This is a genomic window from Pacificispira sp. HM-600, assembly GCF_977993705.1.
Genome location: NZ_OZ388079.1, coordinates 1,489,051 through 1,505,466, shown reverse-complemented (window position 1 = coordinate 1,505,466; position 16,416 = coordinate 1,489,051). Strand labels below are relative to the sequence as shown.

Annotated in this window: 15 protein-coding genes and 1 pseudogene; 8 read left to right on the top strand and 8 right to left on the bottom strand. The window is 67.6% G+C overall.

Annotated features, from left to right (window positions below):
- The first annotated feature begins 7 nt into the window (after nt 1–7).
- The 3 genes from ACXZ1E_RS07120 to ACXZ1E_RS07110 are packed head-to-tail and all read left to right on the top strand — an operon-like array spanning nt 8 to nt 3,569.
- Nucleotides 8–1,801 (top strand): circularly permuted type 2 ATP-grasp protein, encoded by a 1,794-nt coding sequence (locus ACXZ1E_RS07120; RefSeq protein ID WP_458042664.1) that lies wholly within the window; start codon nt 8–10, stop codon nt 1,799–1,801.
- The gene (locus tag ACXZ1E_RS07115) at nt 1,795–2,727 is read left to right on the top strand and encodes an alpha-E domain-containing protein (RefSeq protein ID WP_458042663.1); all 933 of its coding nucleotides are present in this window, start codon (nt 1,795–1,797) and stop codon (nt 2,725–2,727) included. Before ACXZ1E_RS07120 ends, ACXZ1E_RS07115 begins: the two co-directional genes overlap by 7 nt.
- Nucleotides 2,724–3,569 (top strand): transglutaminase family protein, encoded by an 846-nt coding sequence (locus ACXZ1E_RS07110; RefSeq protein WP_458042662.1) that lies wholly within the window; start codon nt 2,724–2,726, stop codon nt 3,567–3,569. Before ACXZ1E_RS07115 ends, ACXZ1E_RS07110 begins: the two co-directional genes overlap by 4 nt.
- Nucleotides 3,570–3,631: 62 nt before the next feature.
- Here ACXZ1E_RS07110 and ACXZ1E_RS07105 read toward each other — a convergent pair whose 3' ends face one another.
- The 3 genes from ACXZ1E_RS07105 to ACXZ1E_RS07095 form a co-directional block, all read right to left on the bottom strand.
- Nucleotides 3,632–3,904, bottom strand: coding sequence for a DUF7218 family protein (locus ACXZ1E_RS07105; RefSeq protein ID WP_458042661.1), 273 nt, complete (start codon nt 3,902–3,904; stop codon nt 3,632–3,634).
- Between the two features lie 81 nt (nt 3,905–3,985).
- Nucleotides 3,986–5,263, bottom strand: coding sequence for an MFS transporter (locus tag ACXZ1E_RS07100; protein WP_458042660.1), 1,278 nt, complete (start codon nt 5,261–5,263; stop codon nt 3,986–3,988).
- Between the two features lie 5 nt (nt 5,264–5,268).
- Entirely contained in the window at nt 5,269–5,697 is a 429-nt protein-coding gene (locus ACXZ1E_RS07095) for a MarR family winged helix-turn-helix transcriptional regulator (RefSeq protein ID WP_458042659.1), read from the bottom strand.
- A 60-nt stretch (nt 5,698–5,757) separates the two neighbouring features.
- Between ACXZ1E_RS07095 and ACXZ1E_RS07090 the strand changes: the two genes are divergently transcribed.
- Entirely contained in the window at nt 5,758–6,690 is a 933-nt protein-coding gene (locus ACXZ1E_RS07090; protein ID WP_458042890.1) for an aldo/keto reductase, read from the top strand.
- Nucleotides 6,691–6,720: 30 nt separating this feature from the next.
- Here ACXZ1E_RS07090 and ACXZ1E_RS07085 read toward each other — a convergent pair whose 3' ends face one another.
- Together ACXZ1E_RS07085 and ACXZ1E_RS07080 are read right to left on the bottom strand one after the other, a co-directional pair.
- Nucleotides 6,721–7,260 (bottom strand): hypothetical protein, encoded by a 540-nt coding sequence (locus ACXZ1E_RS07085; RefSeq protein WP_458352082.1) that lies wholly within the window; start codon nt 7,258–7,260, stop codon nt 6,721–6,723.
- A pseudogene (locus tag ACXZ1E_RS07080) lies at nt 7,257–8,342 on the bottom strand (DHA2 family efflux MFS transporter permease subunit); the annotation flags it as partial. The gene ACXZ1E_RS07085 and the pseudogene ACXZ1E_RS07080, both read right to left, overlap by 4 nt.
- A 65-nt stretch (nt 8,343–8,407) precedes the next feature.
- Here ACXZ1E_RS07080 and ACXZ1E_RS07075 point away from each other — a divergent pair.
- From ACXZ1E_RS07075 to ACXZ1E_RS07065, 3 genes are read left to right on the top strand one after another with little or no spacing between them, the layout of a single operon-like run.
- Nucleotides 8,408–9,268, top strand: coding sequence for an alpha/beta fold hydrolase (locus tag ACXZ1E_RS07075; protein WP_458042658.1), 861 nt, complete (start codon nt 8,408–8,410; stop codon nt 9,266–9,268).
- A gap of 9 nt (nt 9,269–9,277) precedes the next feature.
- On the top strand, nt 9,278–10,327 hold the full coding sequence (locus ACXZ1E_RS07070) for a lipoyl protein ligase domain-containing protein (RefSeq protein WP_458042657.1): 1,050 nt from the start codon (nt 9,278–9,280) through the stop codon (nt 10,325–10,327).
- On the top strand, nt 10,324–11,274 hold the full coding sequence (locus ACXZ1E_RS07065) for a DNA-methyltransferase (protein ID WP_458042656.1): 951 nt from the start codon (nt 10,324–10,326) through the stop codon (nt 11,272–11,274). Before ACXZ1E_RS07070 ends, ACXZ1E_RS07065 begins: the two co-directional genes overlap by 4 nt.
- On the opposite strand, the gene ACXZ1E_RS07060 is transcribed toward ACXZ1E_RS07065, so the two are convergent.
- Nucleotides 11,247–12,755, bottom strand: coding sequence for a carboxylesterase/lipase family protein (locus tag ACXZ1E_RS07060; protein ID WP_458042655.1), 1,509 nt, complete (start codon nt 12,753–12,755; stop codon nt 11,247–11,249). The two genes, ACXZ1E_RS07065 and ACXZ1E_RS07060, sit on opposite strands and share 28 nt — an antisense overlap.
- A complete protein-coding gene (locus ACXZ1E_RS07055) occupies nt 12,752–13,372 on the bottom strand; it encodes a TetR/AcrR family transcriptional regulator (protein WP_458042654.1) in 621 nt (206 codons plus the stop codon). The genes ACXZ1E_RS07060 and ACXZ1E_RS07055 overlap by 4 nt, the downstream gene beginning before the upstream one ends.
- 99 nt (nt 13,373–13,471) lie before the next feature.
- Between ACXZ1E_RS07055 and ACXZ1E_RS07050 the strand changes: the two genes are divergently transcribed.
- Nucleotides 13,472–15,712 (top strand): glycoside hydrolase family 3 C-terminal domain-containing protein, encoded by a 2,241-nt coding sequence (locus tag ACXZ1E_RS07050; RefSeq protein WP_458042653.1) that lies wholly within the window; start codon nt 13,472–13,474, stop codon nt 15,710–15,712.
- Between the two features lie 13 nt (nt 15,713–15,725).
- On the opposite strand, the gene ACXZ1E_RS07045 is transcribed toward ACXZ1E_RS07050, so the two are convergent.
- Nucleotides 15,726–16,403 (bottom strand): alpha/beta fold hydrolase, encoded by a 678-nt coding sequence (locus ACXZ1E_RS07045; protein WP_458352081.1) that lies wholly within the window; start codon nt 16,401–16,403, stop codon nt 15,726–15,728.
- Nucleotides 16,404–16,416: the final 13 nt, after the last annotated feature.

The window sequence follows — 16,416 nt, the reverse complement described above, 5'->3', positions numbered from 1 at the left end:
TCGGGGGATGGGTGACCTTTTCGACGGCTACGGCTCAACTCTTGCGCCGCGGAAGACAGCCGAGGGCCTTCCCGCCTACGACGAGATGTTCGGCGGGCCGGAGCATCCGGGAGCCCTCGCGGAGTCCCGACAGGCATATCGCGAGCTCTATCAGGCTCTTGCCCGGATGACTCAAGAAGAGTTACGCGGGCGCACCGACTCGCTCGCGAGCTCGTATCTGGCCCAGGGTGTCACGTTCGACTTCGCGGGCGAAGAGCGGCCCTTCCCGTTGGATGCCGTTCCGCGCATCATCGACTTCGACGAGTGGTCGCATGTCGAAGCGGGCATCAAGCAGCGCGTGCGCGCTCTCGAGGCGTTCCTGGATGACGCGTATGGACGGCAGAACTGCGTCCGCGATGGCGTGATTCCGGCGCAGCTCATCGCCTCGTCGCAGTACTTCTATCGCCAGGCCCACGGCATCCATTCCGCCAACGGTGTGCGCATCCAGGTGTCGGGCATCGACCTGATCCGAGACGAGCACGGCAAGATGCGCGTCCTCGAAGACAACGTGCGTGTGCCGAGCGGTGTGAGCTACGTCATCTCGAACCGTCGTGTCATGGCGCAGACGCTTCCCGAACTTTTCGTGTCGATGCGGGTCCGACCGGTCGGCGACTACCCGAACAAGCTCCTCGCCGCGCTCCGGGCATCCGCCCCGCCCGGAATCGACGAGCCGAACGTCGTCGTCCTGACTCCGGGCGTCTACAACTCCGCCTACTTCGAGCACACGCTGCTCGCCCGGCTGATGGGTGTGGAGCTCGTCGAAGGGCGTGACCTGCTGTGCGCGGGCGGCAAGGTCTTCATGCGCACGACCCGCGGGCCCCGTCGGGTCGATGTCATCTACCGCCGCGTCGACGACGACTTCCTCGATCCCCTCAAGTTCCGGAGCGACTCGATGCTCGGAGCCCCCGGAGTGATGCTCGCCGCGCGGCTCGGCAACGTCACGATCGCCAACGCGGTCGGCAACGGCGTGGCCGATGACAAGCTGCTCTACACCTACACGCCCGACCTCGTCCGCTACTACCTCTCGGAAGAGCCGATCCTGCCGATCGTCGATACCTGGCGCCTCGAAGATCCGGGTGCGCTCGAAGAGGTGCTGGATCGTCTGCCCGAACTCGTGGTCAAGCCCGTGGACGGCTCGGGTGGCAAAGGGCTGGTCGTCGGACCGGATGCCTCGCGTGCCGAACTCGATCAGCTGCACAAACGGCTGATCGCCGATCCCCGCGGCTGGATCGCACAGCCCGTCATGATGCTCTCGACGATCCCGACCCTGGTCGAGGACGGGATGCGCCCGCGTCACGCGGACCTGCGTCCTTTTGCCGTGAATGATGGTGACGACATCTGGGTGCTGCCCGGTGGGTTGACCCGCGTCGCGCTGCCCGAGGGTGAACTCGTCGTCAACTCGAGCCAGGGCGGCGGGTCGAAGGACACCTGGATCGTGGGAGGCTCCGCGCCGACGCACGTCGAGTACGGCCAGGGGCACGGAATGGCGGGACTCGTGGCGGATCAGGCCGCGACGGTGACCGAGTCGATCTCGATCATCTACGACGAGGGCGAGGACGAGCGACAGTCCGAGGTCAGCCATTCGCCGCAGGACCGCCCCCGCAGTCGCATCGAGCAGCAGGAGCAACAGCAGCAGCAGAGCGAGGGCAGTACTCCCGTTTCGTCTCGTCGCTTCGCGCCTCGCTCAACGACCGACGGACGGTCGGTCGTTGAGCGAGCGCAGCGAGACGAAACGACCGGTGCCGAGGACGAATCATGCTGAGCCGCATTGCTGAAAGTCTGTTCTGGATCGGCCGTTACATCGAACGCAGCGATGGCACCGCACGCATCCTGGATGTGCACCTGCAGCTTCTGCTCGAGGATCCGTGGATCGATGAAGAGATCGCGTGCCGCGCGATGCTCACCGTCATGGGCTCGGCCGCTCCTGCCACATCCGAGACGATTCGCCGCGACGACGTGCTGGCACGGTTGGCTGTGGACCGGATGAACCCCGCGAGCATCGCCTACTCGCTGACAGCCGCGCGCGAGAACGCTCGGCGAGCCCGAGAGATCGTCTCGACCGAACTGTGGGAGGTCCTGAACACGACGAGCGCGCGGATGCCGCGCCGTCTACAGACCGACAAGGTGCACGAGTTCTTCCAGTGGGTGCGCGAGCGCGCCGCACTCGCGACCGGCATCGTGGACTCGTCGACCAGCCGCGACGAGTCGTGGCAGTTCTTCACCCTGGGCCGCAGCATCGAACGGGCCGACATGACCGCACGTTTGCTCGCGACGCGCTCGCTGACCGAGGCATCCGGCCCGTCGTGGACGACGATCCTGAGGTCCTGCGGAGCATACGAGGCGTACCTGCGGACCTATCGCGGCATGCCGTCCGCGAAGAACGCGGCCGAGTTCCTGCTGCTCGACCGGCTCTTCCCCCGTTCGATCATCTATTCCATCCAGCGTGCCGAGGACTGCATGAGCGCGATCGACCCCCGCGCGGACCGCGTGGGACATTCCAATAACGTGATGCGCGCGCTCGGGCAGATTCGCAACGATCTCGAGTATCGACCGATCGGTGAGATCTTGGGCGAACTTCCCCGCCATATGGACCGCGTGCAGAGCGTCACGCGCGAGGCATCCGAGGCGATTCGCCAACGGTTCTTCCCGACTCGGGCGGAACCGAGCTGGATCGGGGAGATCTCGTGAAGCGCCTGAGGATCGAGCACGCGACCGGATTCTCGTACCAGGGCGACGTTTCGGCGTCGTACAACGAGGCACGGATGCTTCCCGGCACCACGGAGAGCCAGTTCGTGCTGAGTTCGTCGCTCGACATCGAGCCCTCGACATCCGTCAACACCTACGTCGACTACTTCGGCACCCGGGTGAGCGCCTTCGATGTTCTCTCGCCCCATGCCGACCTGCAGATCACGGCCCGCAGCCTGGTCGAGGTCCGTCCACGGCCCATCGAGCACAGCGGCATCACGTGGGAGTGGCTCGCGGCCGAGGCCGCTCGCTCGATCGAAACGGTGGAGCAGCTGGCACAGACGAACCGGACGATGCCGCATCCCGACGTTGCCGAGATCGCTCGGACCATAGCGTCCCAGCACGACGACCCGGGTCGGGCCGCGCACGACATCGTCGTCGCGATCGGCGATGCGGTCGAATACATGTCGGGGGTGACCGGCGTGCACTCGACCGCCGCCGAGGCGTGGGATGCCCGCAAGGGCGTCTGCCAAGACATGGCGCACATCGCGCTCGGGGCGCTGCGATCCGTCGGGATCCCCGCGCGGTACGTGTCGGGATACCTTCACCCGAAGCCGGACGCCGCGGTCGGTGTCGCGGTCACGGGCGAGTCCCACGCCTGGGTCGAGTGGTTCGCCGGCGAGTGGCAGGGATTCGATCCGACGAACAACATCGAAATCGGTGACCGTCACGTGCTCGTGGGCCGGGGGCGTGACTACAACGATGTTCCGCCGCTCCGGGGCGTGTACGCCGGCCCGTTCAAGAGCCAGCTGTTCGTGCGCGTCACGATCACGCGCGAGGCCTGAGCCTCCAGATCAGGGCGGGCCTTCCGAGGTGTGAGATCGGCGTGTGAGGCCGGGCGGCTGAGTCAGTGGTCTCGGAGGGTGCGAATCAGTTCGTCCTTCTTCTTGCCCGAGTAGCCCGAAAGTCCTAGTTCCTTCGCGCGCTTCTTCAGCTCGGGAACCGTCCAGTCTTCGTAGCTGCCGGACTCGCCACCTCTGCTGCCGACGCGGGACCTGCCCTTTTTCGTACCGCCCGCGGCATTGGAGATCCGTGCGGCCTTCTCTTTTGAGGCGCCGTCATCTCGCAGTGCCTCGTACATCTCCGGGTCCTTCAGACGTGAGTCCTTTCCGCGCGGCATGATTGCCTCCTTTCGCTGAGGCGCCCACCAAACCACGGGCCGGGCGCACGCGGAAGGCGGTTGACACGCGCGGTCGTGGTGTTAGGTCTGCGTCGGGTTCGCGCCCGCAACGACCGAGATCGGCCGCGTCTGATCCAGTGACAGGGCGAAGCGACGCGTGCGATGGCGGTGCAGGCGCCCCGAAGCCAGCAGCCAGGTCACCCCGATGATGAACGCCGTGAGACCGGCGGCCGAGCCGACGAGGATCGCCGCGCGGGGGCCGAGTTCGGCGGCCACCCAACCCACGATCGGTGCACCGATAGGTGTGCCGCCCATGATGACCGCGAGGTAGAGGGCCATGACGCGCCCGCGCAGGCTCGGTTCGGTCGTCGTCTGCACGTATCCGTTGGCCGTCGTGAGCATCGTCACGATCGACAGGCCCACCAGGATCTGCGTTGCCGCGTAGGTCCAGTAGGTCGGCATGAGAACGGATGTGGCGGATGCCAGCGCGAATCCGATGGTAGCGAGCACGATGACTCGCAGGCGGGCCCGGTCGCGCCGTGCGGCGAGCAGCGCACCCGCCACGGAACCGATCGCAAGGATCGACGAGAGAAGACCGAACCCGTCGGCGCCCTGGCCGAACTCGAGCGCCATGGTGGACGCGAAGATCGGGAAGTTCATACCGAACGCGCCCACGAGGAAGACCATCACGAACACGACGATCAGATCGGGCCGGACGCGCACGTAGCGGAAGCCGTCGGCTAGTCGCGACCCCGCGTGCGAAACGGCGCGGGGCACGAGTTCTTTCTGGCGGATCAACAGCAGCGCGATGACTGTCGCGAGGAAGGTGGCCGCGTTGACGAGGAACACCCATCCCGTGCCCACCGCGACGATCATCAGCCCGGCCACCGCGGGGCCGATCAGGCGCGCGCCGTTGAACGAGGCCGCGTTCAGGGCGACGGCATTCGAGGTGTTCTCGCGCGAGACCAGGTCGGTGACGAAGGTCTGCCGGGCCGGATTGTCGAACGCCATGACCACGCCGAGCGCCAGCGCGAATGCGTACATCATTGGCAGCGTCATGGCGCCGGCGAGCAGCAGGACGCCGAGCGCGATGGCGAGCAGCAACAGGATGCTCTGGGTGAGCTTCAGCAGCCGCCTTCGCTCGAACCGATCGGCGACCCAGCCCGTGACGCTCACGAGCAGCAGCGGCGGGCCGAACTGGAGCGCCATGGTGATGCCGACCGCCGTTGGATCGTTGTCGGTGAGCTGCGTGAGCACGACCCAGTTCTGCGCGGTCGACTGCATCCAGGCGCCGACGTTCGACACCAGCGCGCCGATGAACCAGACCCGGTAGTTGAAGATCGAAAACGATCGGAACATGGCGCTCATCGCTCGGCCACCCGCGCCATGATGATGGCCGCCTCGGCGAGGGTTGCCCGCTCGGCGGGGGAGAGATCGGCCAGCGCTGCCTCGAGCCAGGCGTCGCGCAAGCGAACCGTTTCGGCCACGACCTCACGCCCAGCATCGCTGAGGGCGATGTTGACCTTGCGGCGGTCGTCGGCGTCCGAGGTGCGGGTGACGTAGCCGGACTCCTCGAGGCAGTTGATGATCCGGTTCATCGACGGTGCCGAGACACGCTCACGCTCGGCGAGTTCACCGAGCGTGTGGGGGCCCTTGAGGTTCAGCCATCCGAGCACCGCGATCTGCCCGTCGCTCATCGAGTTGACCGCTCGCTCGGCGCGCAGGCGTCGCGAGAAGCGCATGACGGCGAGCCGGACGGCAGACGCTTCGGAGGCGAGGTTGGGCGACGACATAGATCCTTAGCATAGGTCATTACCTATGCTAAGGAATTGATAGTCGTGGCAAACTGATGGATCACGCGAGGAGGCAGCATCATCACTCTCACCCCCAGCCCTTTCACGCCCAGCGCTCTTATTCCCAGCAAGGTCACGCTCGGGACGTCTGGACTCGGCCGGAATACCGAACCCGGTAGCCGAGAGGAGGCAGCCGCCGTCGCGAGTGCGGTCGCCATGTTCGCGTCCGCGCACGCCTACATCGACACATCGAACAACTACTCCGAGGGGCGATCCGAGGCCGTGCTGGGTCTGGCGCTCGCCGAGGCCGGCGGGGAAGCGACATCCCGCGTCATCACCAAGGTCGATGTGGACCCCGTCACGGGGGCGTTCGATCGCGACCGTGTGCTGCGGTCGTTCGACGAGAGCTGTGCTCGACTGGGGATCGATCGGGTGCGGCTTCTGCACTTTCATGACCCCTACGCCGTCAGCGTCGCCGAGGCGATGGGGCGGGGCGGCGCTGTGGAGGGGCTTCTCGAGTTGCGCGACGCGGGTGTCGTCGGTGCGATCGGGATAGCGACGTATCCCATCGACGAGATGATCGAGTACATCGAGACCGGTGCCTTCGACGCTGTCCTCAGCCACAATTGCTTCACGCTGCTCGGGCAATCCGCGACGCCGCTGTTCGAGCGGGCTCAGGCTCGGGGGATGACGGTGTTCAATGCTGCCCCGTTTGCCAGCGGCATCCTCGCCAAGGGTGCCTCCTCCACCTTCACCTACGGTGCGCCGTCGGACGAGATCCTCGAGCGGCTGCGCCGGATCGAGGAGGTGTGCGGTGACTACGGCGTTCCGGTTCCCGCTGCGGCCCTGCACTATTCGCTCCGGTCGCCGCTCGTGGACTCGACCGTCGTGGGGATCAAGACCGTTGAGCGTCTCCGAGAGCTCGACGAACTGGTCGCGATCGATGTCCCCGATGAGATCTGGCCGGCTCTGAATACCGCAGTATCGGGCTGATCCGCGCGGCACCCGGGCATGATCCGGCGCCTACGGAGCGGCCGTCTCGGCAACGTTTTCTTCGTCTTGGTCGTCCGGCCTGCGGGCCGAGCCGAGCGACAGCGTCGCGACGAGCCCGACCGCCAAGAATCCTGCGGCTGTGAACGCGGCGAAGCGCGTGCCATCCGAGAACGCCTCCTTCGCGTCATCCACGAAGGGCGCCGTTTCGGGGTTCTCGCCCAGGCCCGCGATCGCACCGCCCGCGGAATCGACCACCGCGCTGACAAGCTGATCGCGCTCGGCGACCGGCACGCCCGCGTCGTCGAGTCGAGAGGTGAGGACGCCCGCCGTGCCGGCGAATAGCACCGTGCCGAGGATCGCGATGCCGAGAGCCGACCCCACCTGGCGCGCGGTCGACTGCGCACCCGATCCCTGACCCGAGAGCGACACGGGCACATCCTGCAGGATCACGCCCGTCAGCTGCGCCGTCGCCAACCCGACACCGAAGCCGTAGACGAAGAGCGCGGGCAGCAGCCATCCCCATCCCGCATCGGGCGCGATGATGAACGCCACCCAGGCGACCCCGATCATCTCGCGAGGATTCCGATCCGCACCATCACGACGGGCCGGATGCGCCCCGATGTTGCCCCGACGATGCCGCTGGCGAAGAACGAGCCGATCGCGAGGGCGAGCAGGACGAGCCCGGTCTGCAGTGCGTCGAAGCCGAGCACGAACTGAAGCCAGAGCGGCAGCGAGAGGATCAACCCGAACTCACCGAGTGAGATGACCAGCGCCGCGATGTTGCCGTTGCGGAACGACCCGATGCGGAAGAGCGAGAGATCGAGCAATGAACTGCGCCCGACGTGCTGCCGGTAGCGCGTCCAGACGAGGAACGCGACGAGCGCGAGGGCCGTCACCACGAACGCGACGGGCACGGGCGACAGCGGCCCGGGCCACGTCAGTCCACCGATCGAGAAGGGGCGATCGGCGAGCCACCAGCCGTAGGTACGGCCCTCGATCAGGCCGAAGACGAGCGGGCCGAAGATCAGCACCGACAGGGCCGCGCCGACGAGGTCGAGCGCCCGGCGTGTGCTCTCACGCGACTCGTTGATGGTGAGGAGCACGCCGATGAAGATCAGGATGCCGAGGGGAATGTTGATCGCAAAAGCCCAGCGCCACGAGAACGACGTGGTGAGCCATCCGCCGAGGAGCGGGCCGACCGCCGCCATGCCCCCGATCGTCGAGCCCCAGACGGCGAAGGCGATTCCGCGCTCGCGGCCGCGGAAGGTCGCGTTGATCAGCGACAGGGTCGTCGGCAAGATCATGGCGCCGCCGATGCCCTGCACGAGACGCGCCAGGATCAGCAGGCGCGCCTCGGGCGCGAGTGCGGCGAAGACCGATGAGATGACGAAGATCGTCACGCCGATCAGCAGCAGCCGACGTCGTCCGATCCGGTCGGCGAGGGTGCCGAACAACAGCAGCAGCGAGGCGAACACGAGCGTGTAGGCCTCTTGCACCCACTGCACCTCGGTCGAGGTGAGCCCCAGCTCGTCGACGATCGAGGGGACCGCGACGTTGACGATCGTCGAGTCGACGATGATCAACGACACGGCGATGCTGATGAAGACCAAGCCCGCCCAACGGCGGTTGGAGCGATCGATCATGGTGGGGCACTTTCTCGCGTGAACGGCGCGACTCTACACCCGTGTGAGGGTGCTCTCGGCGGTAGGTTCGAGGTATGCCGGAGTACACCGACGCCCACGGCGTGACGATCGTTTACGACGTCCATCCCGCCTCGACTCCCGCCCGAGCTGTCGTGCAATTGCTGCACGGCGTGGGCGAGCACGCGGGTCGCTATGCCCGAGTGATCGACGACCTGACCGCGAACGGGTACACGGTGTACGCGGACGATCACCGCGGTCATGGTCGCACGGGGTTGCGTCAGCATGGCGACCCCGCCGATCTCGGGCGCCTGGGCAAGGGCGGCATGCCCGCCACGGTCGCGGCGCTCTGGCAGTTCACCGAGCTGATCCGCGCCGAGAACCGCGAGTTGCCGCTCGTGTTGCTGGGGCACTCGTGGGGGTCGTTCCTCGCTCAGATCCTCGTGAACGATCACCCCGACGCCTACGACGCCGTGATCCTGACCGGAACGGCGCTGCGGTGGCCCGCGTCGCTCAATTCCGGGCCGCTCAATGCGCCGTGGAAGGGGCCGGATGCCACGGGGCGCGAGTGGCTCTCGTCCGACCCCGCAGTGGGGGAGGCCTTCGGCGCCGACCCGCTGACCACCGACCGCCCGCTGCTCGCGCTTTTCGGTCCGATCGATGCGGCGCGACTCTTCGGGCGACCGCGGCGAGGGCTGCGCGACCTGCGCACCGCCGATCTGCCGGTGTTGATCATGGTGGGACGCGAAGACACGGTCGGGGGCGCGACATCCGCGCACCGTCTCGCCCGGGCGTATCGCGAGCGCGGCGGGCTCGATGACATCACCACGCTCATCTACCCGGGTGCCCGACACGAGGTGTTCAACGAGGTGCAGCAGGTCGAGGTCCGTGCGGACCTTCTGGCCTGGATCGAGAAGCGCTTTCCCGTTCGCGCCTAGTCTGGAGCCATGCACGGCGAATACAAGGTCCCGGGTGGCAAGCTCGTCGTCGTCGACCTCGAGGTACGCGACGGCCTGATCTCTGACTTCCACCTGGCCGGTGACTTCTTCCTCGAGCCCGACACGGCCCTCGAAGCCATCGATGCCGCCGTGCGAGGGCTACCCGAAACGTCCGATGTCACGGCGATCGCGGCGGCGGTGCGCGCGGCGCTTCCGTCCGACACGCAGATGCTCGGTTTCACGCCGGAATCCGTCGGCACGGCGGTGCGGCGGGCGCTCGTGACCGCGCCCGGCTGGAGCGACTTCGACTGGGAGGTCGTGCACGAGCCTGCCGTCTCGCCGCGCATGAACCTCGCGCTCGATGAGGTGCTGACCGCTCGTGTCGGAGATGGGCGACGACGTCCGACACTCCGCATCTGGGAGTGGAACGAGTCGGCGGTCGTCATCGGATCGTTCCAGTCGTTGCGCAATGAGGTCGACCCGGAGGGCGCGACGCGCCACGGATTCGATGTCGTCCGTCGAATCTCGGGCGGCGGGGCGATGATGATGGCCGCGGGGCAGATCATCACATACTCCCTCTACGTTCCGGCGGCGCTCGTCTCGGGCATGACCTTCGCGGAGTCGTATGCCTTCCTCGACGATTGGGTGCTGCAGGCCCTTCGCTCCCTCGGCATCGAGGCGACCTACCAGCCGCTCAACGACATCGCGAGCCCCACGGGCAAGATCGGCGGTGCGGCCCAGAAACGCCTCGCGAACGGTGGAGTGCTGCATCACGCGACGCTCAGCTACGACATCGACGGCCAGATGATGACCGAGGTCTTGCGCATCGGTCGCGAGAAGCTGAGCGACAAGGGCACGGTGTCGGCCGCGAAGCGGGTCGATCCCCTTCGTCGGCAGACGGGACTGGCCCGCGACGAGGTGATCGAGCGCTTCGTTCAAACCTTCACACGCCTCTACGGAGCCGAGTCCGGACATATCACGGACGAGGAATATGCCGAGGCGGCGGCACTCGTCGAGTCGAAGTTTGCGACCGACGCCTGGCTGCGCCGCGTGCCGTGACCGACCCAGCGCCCGAAGCGGCCGTCATCGGCGCAGCGCCCGGAGCATCCGTCGTCGTCGTCCAGGATGACAACCTGCAGGCGATGGCCGCGATGCCGGATGCTTCTTTCTCGCTGATCTATCTCGACCCGCCGTTCAACACGGGCCGCGTGCAGGGCAGAGCGATTCACACGTCCCGCCCGCTCGCCACAGAGGGTTCCTCCCGCCCGCAGGCCGCGGAGGCGCCCGCTCTGGTGAGCCCGGCCCCGGTCTTCCGGGGTTTCCACGGCCGCGACTACGAGCGGGTCGTCGGCCTGCTCCGTTCATACGATGATCGCTTCACCGACTATTGGGACTTCCTGGCGCCGCGCCTTGCGGAGGCCTGGCGTCTTCTCACCGCGGACGGGACGCTGTACCTGCACCTCGACTACCGAGAGTCGCACTACGCCAAGGTGGCTCTCGACGCCCTCTTCGGGCGGGACTGCTTCTTGAACGAGATCATCTGGGCATACGACTACGGGGCCAAATCGCGCAGCCGGTGGCCGACCAAGCACGACACGATCCTCGTCTACGTCAAGGATCCGGCTAACTACGTCTTCGACTCCGACGCCGTCGATCGCGAACCGTACATGGCGCCGGGGTTGGTCACACCCGAGAAGGCCGCGCGCGGAAAGCTGCCGACGGATGTCTGGTGGCACACGATCGTGCCCACCACAGGGCGGGAGAAGACCGGATATCCGACGCAGAAGCCCGAGGGGATCCTGCGTCGCATGATCGCGGCATCGACCCGCCCCGGCGATACCGTGCTCGATCCCTTCGCGGGCAGCGGCACGACGGGCGCCGTCGCGGGCGAGCTCGGGCGGCGCGCGGTGCTGATCGATCACAACCCCGACGCGATCGACGTGATGGCGAGACGGATGCCGGGGGCCGAGATCCGTCGTCAGCCGAGCGCGGCCACCGACGCGTAGGCGTCCGAAACGATGTCGGGAGATGAGCTTCCGACATCGAAAACCCGCGCGGCGCCACGTCTGCCCTGGGATGTCGCCGCCCAACCGGGCTCCCCGTCGCGCACGAACTCGACGGCGGCGCCGTGCATCGCGGCGGCAAGTGCGCGCGGGGGCGCGTCGCCCGCGATCGCGCTCACCCGAGGCGCATTCAGCACGTCGAAGAGGAAGGGCACATCGAGACAGTGCAGGGCGATGCCGTGCGTCGGTGAGATCCAGGAGAGCCGGTACAGCCAGGTGCCGGCGCTCGGCGCATCCGTGCTCCCCGCCGCACTGGCCCGGGCATCGGCGACGCGCGCCACGCCCGCGCGGAATGTGTGGTCGGTCACGTACCGACCCACGAGCCGGCCGGTTCCGCGCCCCCGAACCGCACGATTGTCTTTCAGGTAGCGCGAAGCCACCCTCCGGCTCGCACCGAGAGCGCGCAGGGCGAGACGCGCGGGGACGAAGCGCAGAATCTTCGAACCCATCGTGATCATCGTGAACTCGTCGTCGTTCGCGCCGATGACGAGCGGCTTGTTGGCACCGATTCCCGCGCGGAGGGATTCGAGCGTCGGCCGGGGAATCAGGTCGCCGTCGATGACCGGACCGAGGCCGACGCCGTCACGTAGCAGGCCGCGGGCGACGGCCAGGCCCTTCGCGTCGGGCTCTTGCGTGGCGCGTTCCTGGGCGTCGACGATCGCATCGGGACCCATTGTGGCGAAACCCTCGCGGTCGGGCGCGACGCCGAGGTGCTGGGCGAGGCGAGCGCCGATCGCGCGAGCCCGATCTGCTGCGATGTCGCCGAGGGCGGGCGACGAGCACCAGACCTGGTGGAACAGGTGTTGGGCCGCGGGCATCCCGAGCAACGTCAGCACGGCGCCGCCGCCGGCCGACTGCCCGGCGATCGTGACGCGGTCGGGGTCACCGCCGAAGAAGCCGATGTTCGCTCGCACCCACTCAAGGGCTGCGAGCCAGTCGCGCACCGCGCGGTTCTGCGGTGCGCCCTCGATCCATCCGAACCCGTCGAAGCCCAGCCGGTACGACAGCGTGACCGTCACGACCCCGTCACGGGCGAACGCCGCACCGTCGAACCACGGGCTGGCGGGGGACCCGGTTGTGTAGCCGCCCCCGTGAATCCAGACCCACACCGGCAGGCGCGAGCCGGGATCGGCGGCGGGGGTGAAGACGTTGACGTTCAAGGTGGCGTCGCCCGGCACGGGCGGCTCGGGAATCAGGGTGGTGTCGGCGAAGTCATGCCGAAGGGGAGTGGGCCCGTATGCGGATGCGTCGCGCACGCCTTCCCCGGGACGCGGCGCGGAGGGGGCAGCGAAGCGCAGGTCGCCGACGGGCGGTTCGGCGAACGGGATGCCGAGATACGCCTCGCCGGTGCCGCCAGGCGTACGGTGGCGAATGCCGCGCACGGCTCCCTGCAGGGTGTGTGCCTCGGGGGCAGTCGGGGTCATCGGGTGTTCTCCACTCGGGGGTCGAGGGCGCGGAACAGGGCGTCGATCGTTCCGGCCATGTCGAGGTTCGGGTCGAGCAGCCAGTGCGTTTGCAGACCGTCGGCGAGAGCGTGCACCACCGTCGCGAGGGTGGCGGGGGGAATGGTGTCGACGATCCGCCCCTCGTTCTGGAGTGTCGTGATCGCCGGGATCAGGAGTTCGCCGAGGTAGCGCCGACGGTCGAGGAAGAACTCGTGCGCCGGATGCTCGGGCGCTGCCGCGTCGACCGAGATATGCGCGAACAGCTGAACCAGGCCGGGTACATCCGCGTTGTGTCGAATGATGTCGAGAAACGATGTCAGCACCGCTTCGGCGGCATTACCGGCTGTCCCCTCGCGCTCTGCCCGGGGTGCGTGCGACGCGTGCTCGACCTCGTCGCGCTTGCGGAGGATTGCGGTGTAGAGCTCTTCCTTGCTGTCGAAATAGTGCAGCAGTCCCGCTTGGCTGAGTCCCGCAGCATCCGCCAACTCTCGAACCGACGTCCGCCGCAGGCCTTCGCGAGCGATCACGTCGAGCGCCGTCGTGAGGATCTCTTCGCGTTTGGCAACGCCTTTCGCGTAGGAGCCTCGTCGATTCATGGGTAGAGCGTAGACCGGATGCCTCTTGCCAATAAAAACCGAGCGACATACGCTTTTGATGGCGCAGGAAGAGCACGCGTCATCCACAAGGGAGTGAACATGTCCGATTCCGTCACCCAGCCGTCCGTCACCGACCTGACGCTGGAAGAGAAGGCGTCGCTCACGAGCGGTGCGGATTTCTGGACCACCACGGCCATCGAGCGTGCCGGGACGCAACCCGGCGTGCCGAGCATCATGATGACCGACGGGCCGCACGGCCTGCGTAAACAGGCCGAAGGGAACGATCACGTCGGCCTCGGGAACAGCGTGCCCGCCACCTGCTTCCCGCCCGCCGTCGGGCTCAGCGCGACCTTCGATCCCGAGCTCGCGGTGCGCGTCGGCGAAGCTTTGGGCATCGAATCCGCCATCGAGGACGTGGCCGTCATCCTCGGCCCCGGCATCAACATCAAGCGTTCGCCGCTCTGCGGTCGCAACTTCGAGTACATGTCCGAGGACCCGATCGTCTCGGGGGTTATGGGCGGGGCGCTGGTTCGCGGCATCCAGTCCCGCGGGGTCGGCGCCTCGCTCAAGCACTTCGCCGCGAACAACCAAGAGACCGATCGCCTGCGGGTCTCGAGCGATGTCGACCCGCGCCCGCTCCGCGAGATATACCTGCGCGGATTCCAGATCGCCATCGAGGACGCGCAGCCCTGGACCGTGATGTGCTCGTACAACCGCATCAACGGTGTCTATGCCTCGGAGGACCCGTGGTTGCTGACGAGCGTCCTCCGCGACGAGTGGGGCTTCGATGGTTTGGTCGTCTCGGACTGGGGTGCTGTCAACGACCGGGTCGCCGGTGTCATCGCGGGCCTCGATCTCGAGATGCCCGCGAGTGGTGGCGCAACGGATGCCCAGCTCGTTGCCGCGGTGCGGGACGGATCGCTCGACGAGGCCGCGCTCGATGTCGTCGCGGGCCGCGTGCTCGACCTCGTGCAGAAGGCCGGACGACGCCCCGCGATCGCCGGGCCGCTGGACGTCGATGCGCACCACGCCCTTGCACGCGAGGTCGCGGGACGCGCGATCGTGCTGCTGAAGAATGACGACGGGATGCTGCCGCTCGCGCCCGAGCAGAGGGTGGCGGTCATCGGCGCCTTCGCCGAGACGCCGCGCTTCCAAGGTGCCGGGTCATCGCTCATCAACCCCACCCGACTGGACGGTGCCCTCGATGGGTTCGCCGAATACGCGGCAGAGGGCGCGGTGACGTACGCACCCGGGTTCGCCCTCGACGGTTCCGGTGATGCCGAAGCGCTTCGCGCCGAGGCTGTGGCCGCGGCATCCGCGTCCGAGGTCGCCGTCGTCTTCCTCGGTCTTCCGGCGTCGGCCGAGTCGGAGGGCTTCGACCGCGAACACATTGACCTGCCGGCAGACCAGCTCGCGCTGCTCGACGCCGTCCTGGCCGCCAACCCGCGCACGGTCGTCATGCTCTCTAACGGCGGTGTCGTGGCGCTGCCCTTCGCCGACCGGGTACCCGCGATCGTCGAGGGCTGGCTGCTCGGCCAGGCGGGTGGCTCGGCCACGGCGGACGTGCTCTACGGCGCGGTGAACCCGTCGGGACGCCTCGCCGAAACCATCCCGGTGCGGCTCGAAGACAACCCCTCGTATGGCAACTTCCCCGGCGAGCACGGGCACGTGCGCTATGGCGAGGGCATGTTCGTCGGGTACCGCTGGTACGACGAGCGCGGCCTCGATGTGACATTCCCCTTCGGGCATGGCCTGTCGTACACGACCTTCTCGTACAGCGAGGCCGAGGCATCCGTCGACTCGAAAGGTGACATCGTCGTCCGCGTCGCGGTCACCAACACCGGTGATCGCGACGGTCGCGAACTCGTGCAGGTCTACACGTCCCTCCCCGGCTCGTCCGTCCAGCGTGCACCGCGCGAGCTCAAGGCCTTCCAGAGCGTCGCGCTCGAGGCGGGCGAGACGCGTGAGGTCGAGCGCACGCTGCGTCGAGCCGACCTGGCGTACTGGGACGTGCGCGTGGACCGCTGGGTCGTCGAGGGTGGCGAGTACGAGGTGCAGATCGGTGCTTCGAGCCGCGACATCTGCTCGGTCGTCTCGGTCGAGGTCGCGGGCGACGAACTCGTCCTGCCCCTCTCGCTCAATTCGTTGATCGCCGAGCTGATGGCGCACCCCGCGATGGGTGAGCAGATGCGGGCTCTGATGGGCGCGGCGTTCGGCTCGGGCGAAGGATCCGACGAGATGCTCCAGCTGCTCGGCTCGTTCCCGATCGGGCGCCTCGCGGCGTTCCCGAACGTCCCGCTCACGCGCGAGCAGGTGGCGCAGATGCTCGCGGGGGCCTGAACGACCCGGGCGATCAGGCGCGCAAGAACGCCAGCAGCACCTGCGACACCTCGTCACCGTGGGTGACGAGCATGCCGTGCGGGGCTCCCTCGATCTCGACGTAGGTCGCCGCGGGGAGCAGATCCCTGAAGCGCCGGGCCGTCGCATCGATCGGCAGGATGTTGTCGGCAGTGCCGTGCACGATGAGCGCGGGCACGTCGATGGCGGGGATGTCGGGCCGGAAGTCGGTCGGCCACGTCAGGGGCGCGGTGGCGATCGCAGCGTTGCCGGCCTGGTTGGCGACCTGGATGCTGGCGTCCAGGGCTTGTTGCGAGATGCGCGTGCCGAGGTTGTCGTCGAGGTTGTAGAAGTCGCCGAAGAAGTTCGCCACGAACGCGTAGCGGTCGGATGCGACGTCCGCCGCGATGCCGTCGAAGAACTCCTGCGGTCCGGCGCCGTCGGGGTTGTCGTCGGTGATGAGCAGATACGGCTCGAGCGAACCGAGGAATGCGGCCTTCGCGATGCGCTCGCTGCCGTGCCGCGACAGGTAGCGCGCGATCTCGCCCGTTCCCATGGAGAAGCCCACGAGCACCACGTCGCGCAGGTCGAGGGCGGTCAGCAGAGCGGCCAGGTCGTCGGCGAAGGTGTCGTAGTCGGACCCGGCCGCCGTCTTGGACGATGCGCCGAACCCGCGCCGGTCGTACGCGATCACCCGGTCGACGCCG

Excerpts from the sequence above, each read along its gene's own strand:
- ACXZ1E_RS07055 (WP_458042654.1), bottom strand. The coding sequence starts at position 13,372 with ATGAATCGACGAGGCTCCTACGCGAAAGGCGTTGCCAAACGCGAAGAG.
- ACXZ1E_RS07120 (WP_458042664.1), top strand. The coding sequence starts at position 8 with ATGGGTGACCTTTTCGACGGCTACGGCTCAACTCTTGCGCCGCGGAAG.
- ACXZ1E_RS07050 (WP_458042653.1), top strand. The coding sequence starts at position 13,472 with ATGTCCGATTCCGTCACCCAGCCGTCCGTCACCGACCTGACGCTGGAA.
- ACXZ1E_RS07095 (WP_458042659.1), bottom strand. The coding sequence starts at position 5,697 with ATGTCGTCGCCCAACCTCGCCTCCGAAGCGTCTGCCGTCCGGCTCGCC.
- ACXZ1E_RS07060 (WP_458042655.1), bottom strand. The coding sequence starts at position 12,755 with ATGACCCCGACTGCCCCCGAGGCACACACCCTGCAGGGAGCCGTGCGC.
- ACXZ1E_RS07115 (WP_458042663.1), top strand. The coding sequence starts at position 1,795 with ATGCTGAGCCGCATTGCTGAAAGTCTGTTCTGGATCGGCCGTTACATC.
- ACXZ1E_RS07100 (WP_458042660.1), bottom strand. The coding sequence starts at position 5,263 with ATGTTCCGATCGTTTTCGATCTTCAACTACCGGGTCTGGTTCATCGGC.
- ACXZ1E_RS07070 (WP_458042657.1), top strand. The coding sequence starts at position 9,278 with ATGCACGGCGAATACAAGGTCCCGGGTGGCAAGCTCGTCGTCGTCGAC.
- ACXZ1E_RS07105 (WP_458042661.1), bottom strand. The coding sequence starts at position 3,904 with ATGCCGCGCGGAAAGGACTCACGTCTGAAGGACCCGGAGATGTACGAG.
- ACXZ1E_RS07075 (WP_458042658.1), top strand. The coding sequence starts at position 8,408 with ATGCCGGAGTACACCGACGCCCACGGCGTGACGATCGTTTACGACGTC.
- ACXZ1E_RS07085 (WP_458352082.1), bottom strand. The coding sequence starts at position 7,260 with ATGATCGGGGTCGCCTGGGTGGCGTTCATCATCGCGCCCGATGCGGGA.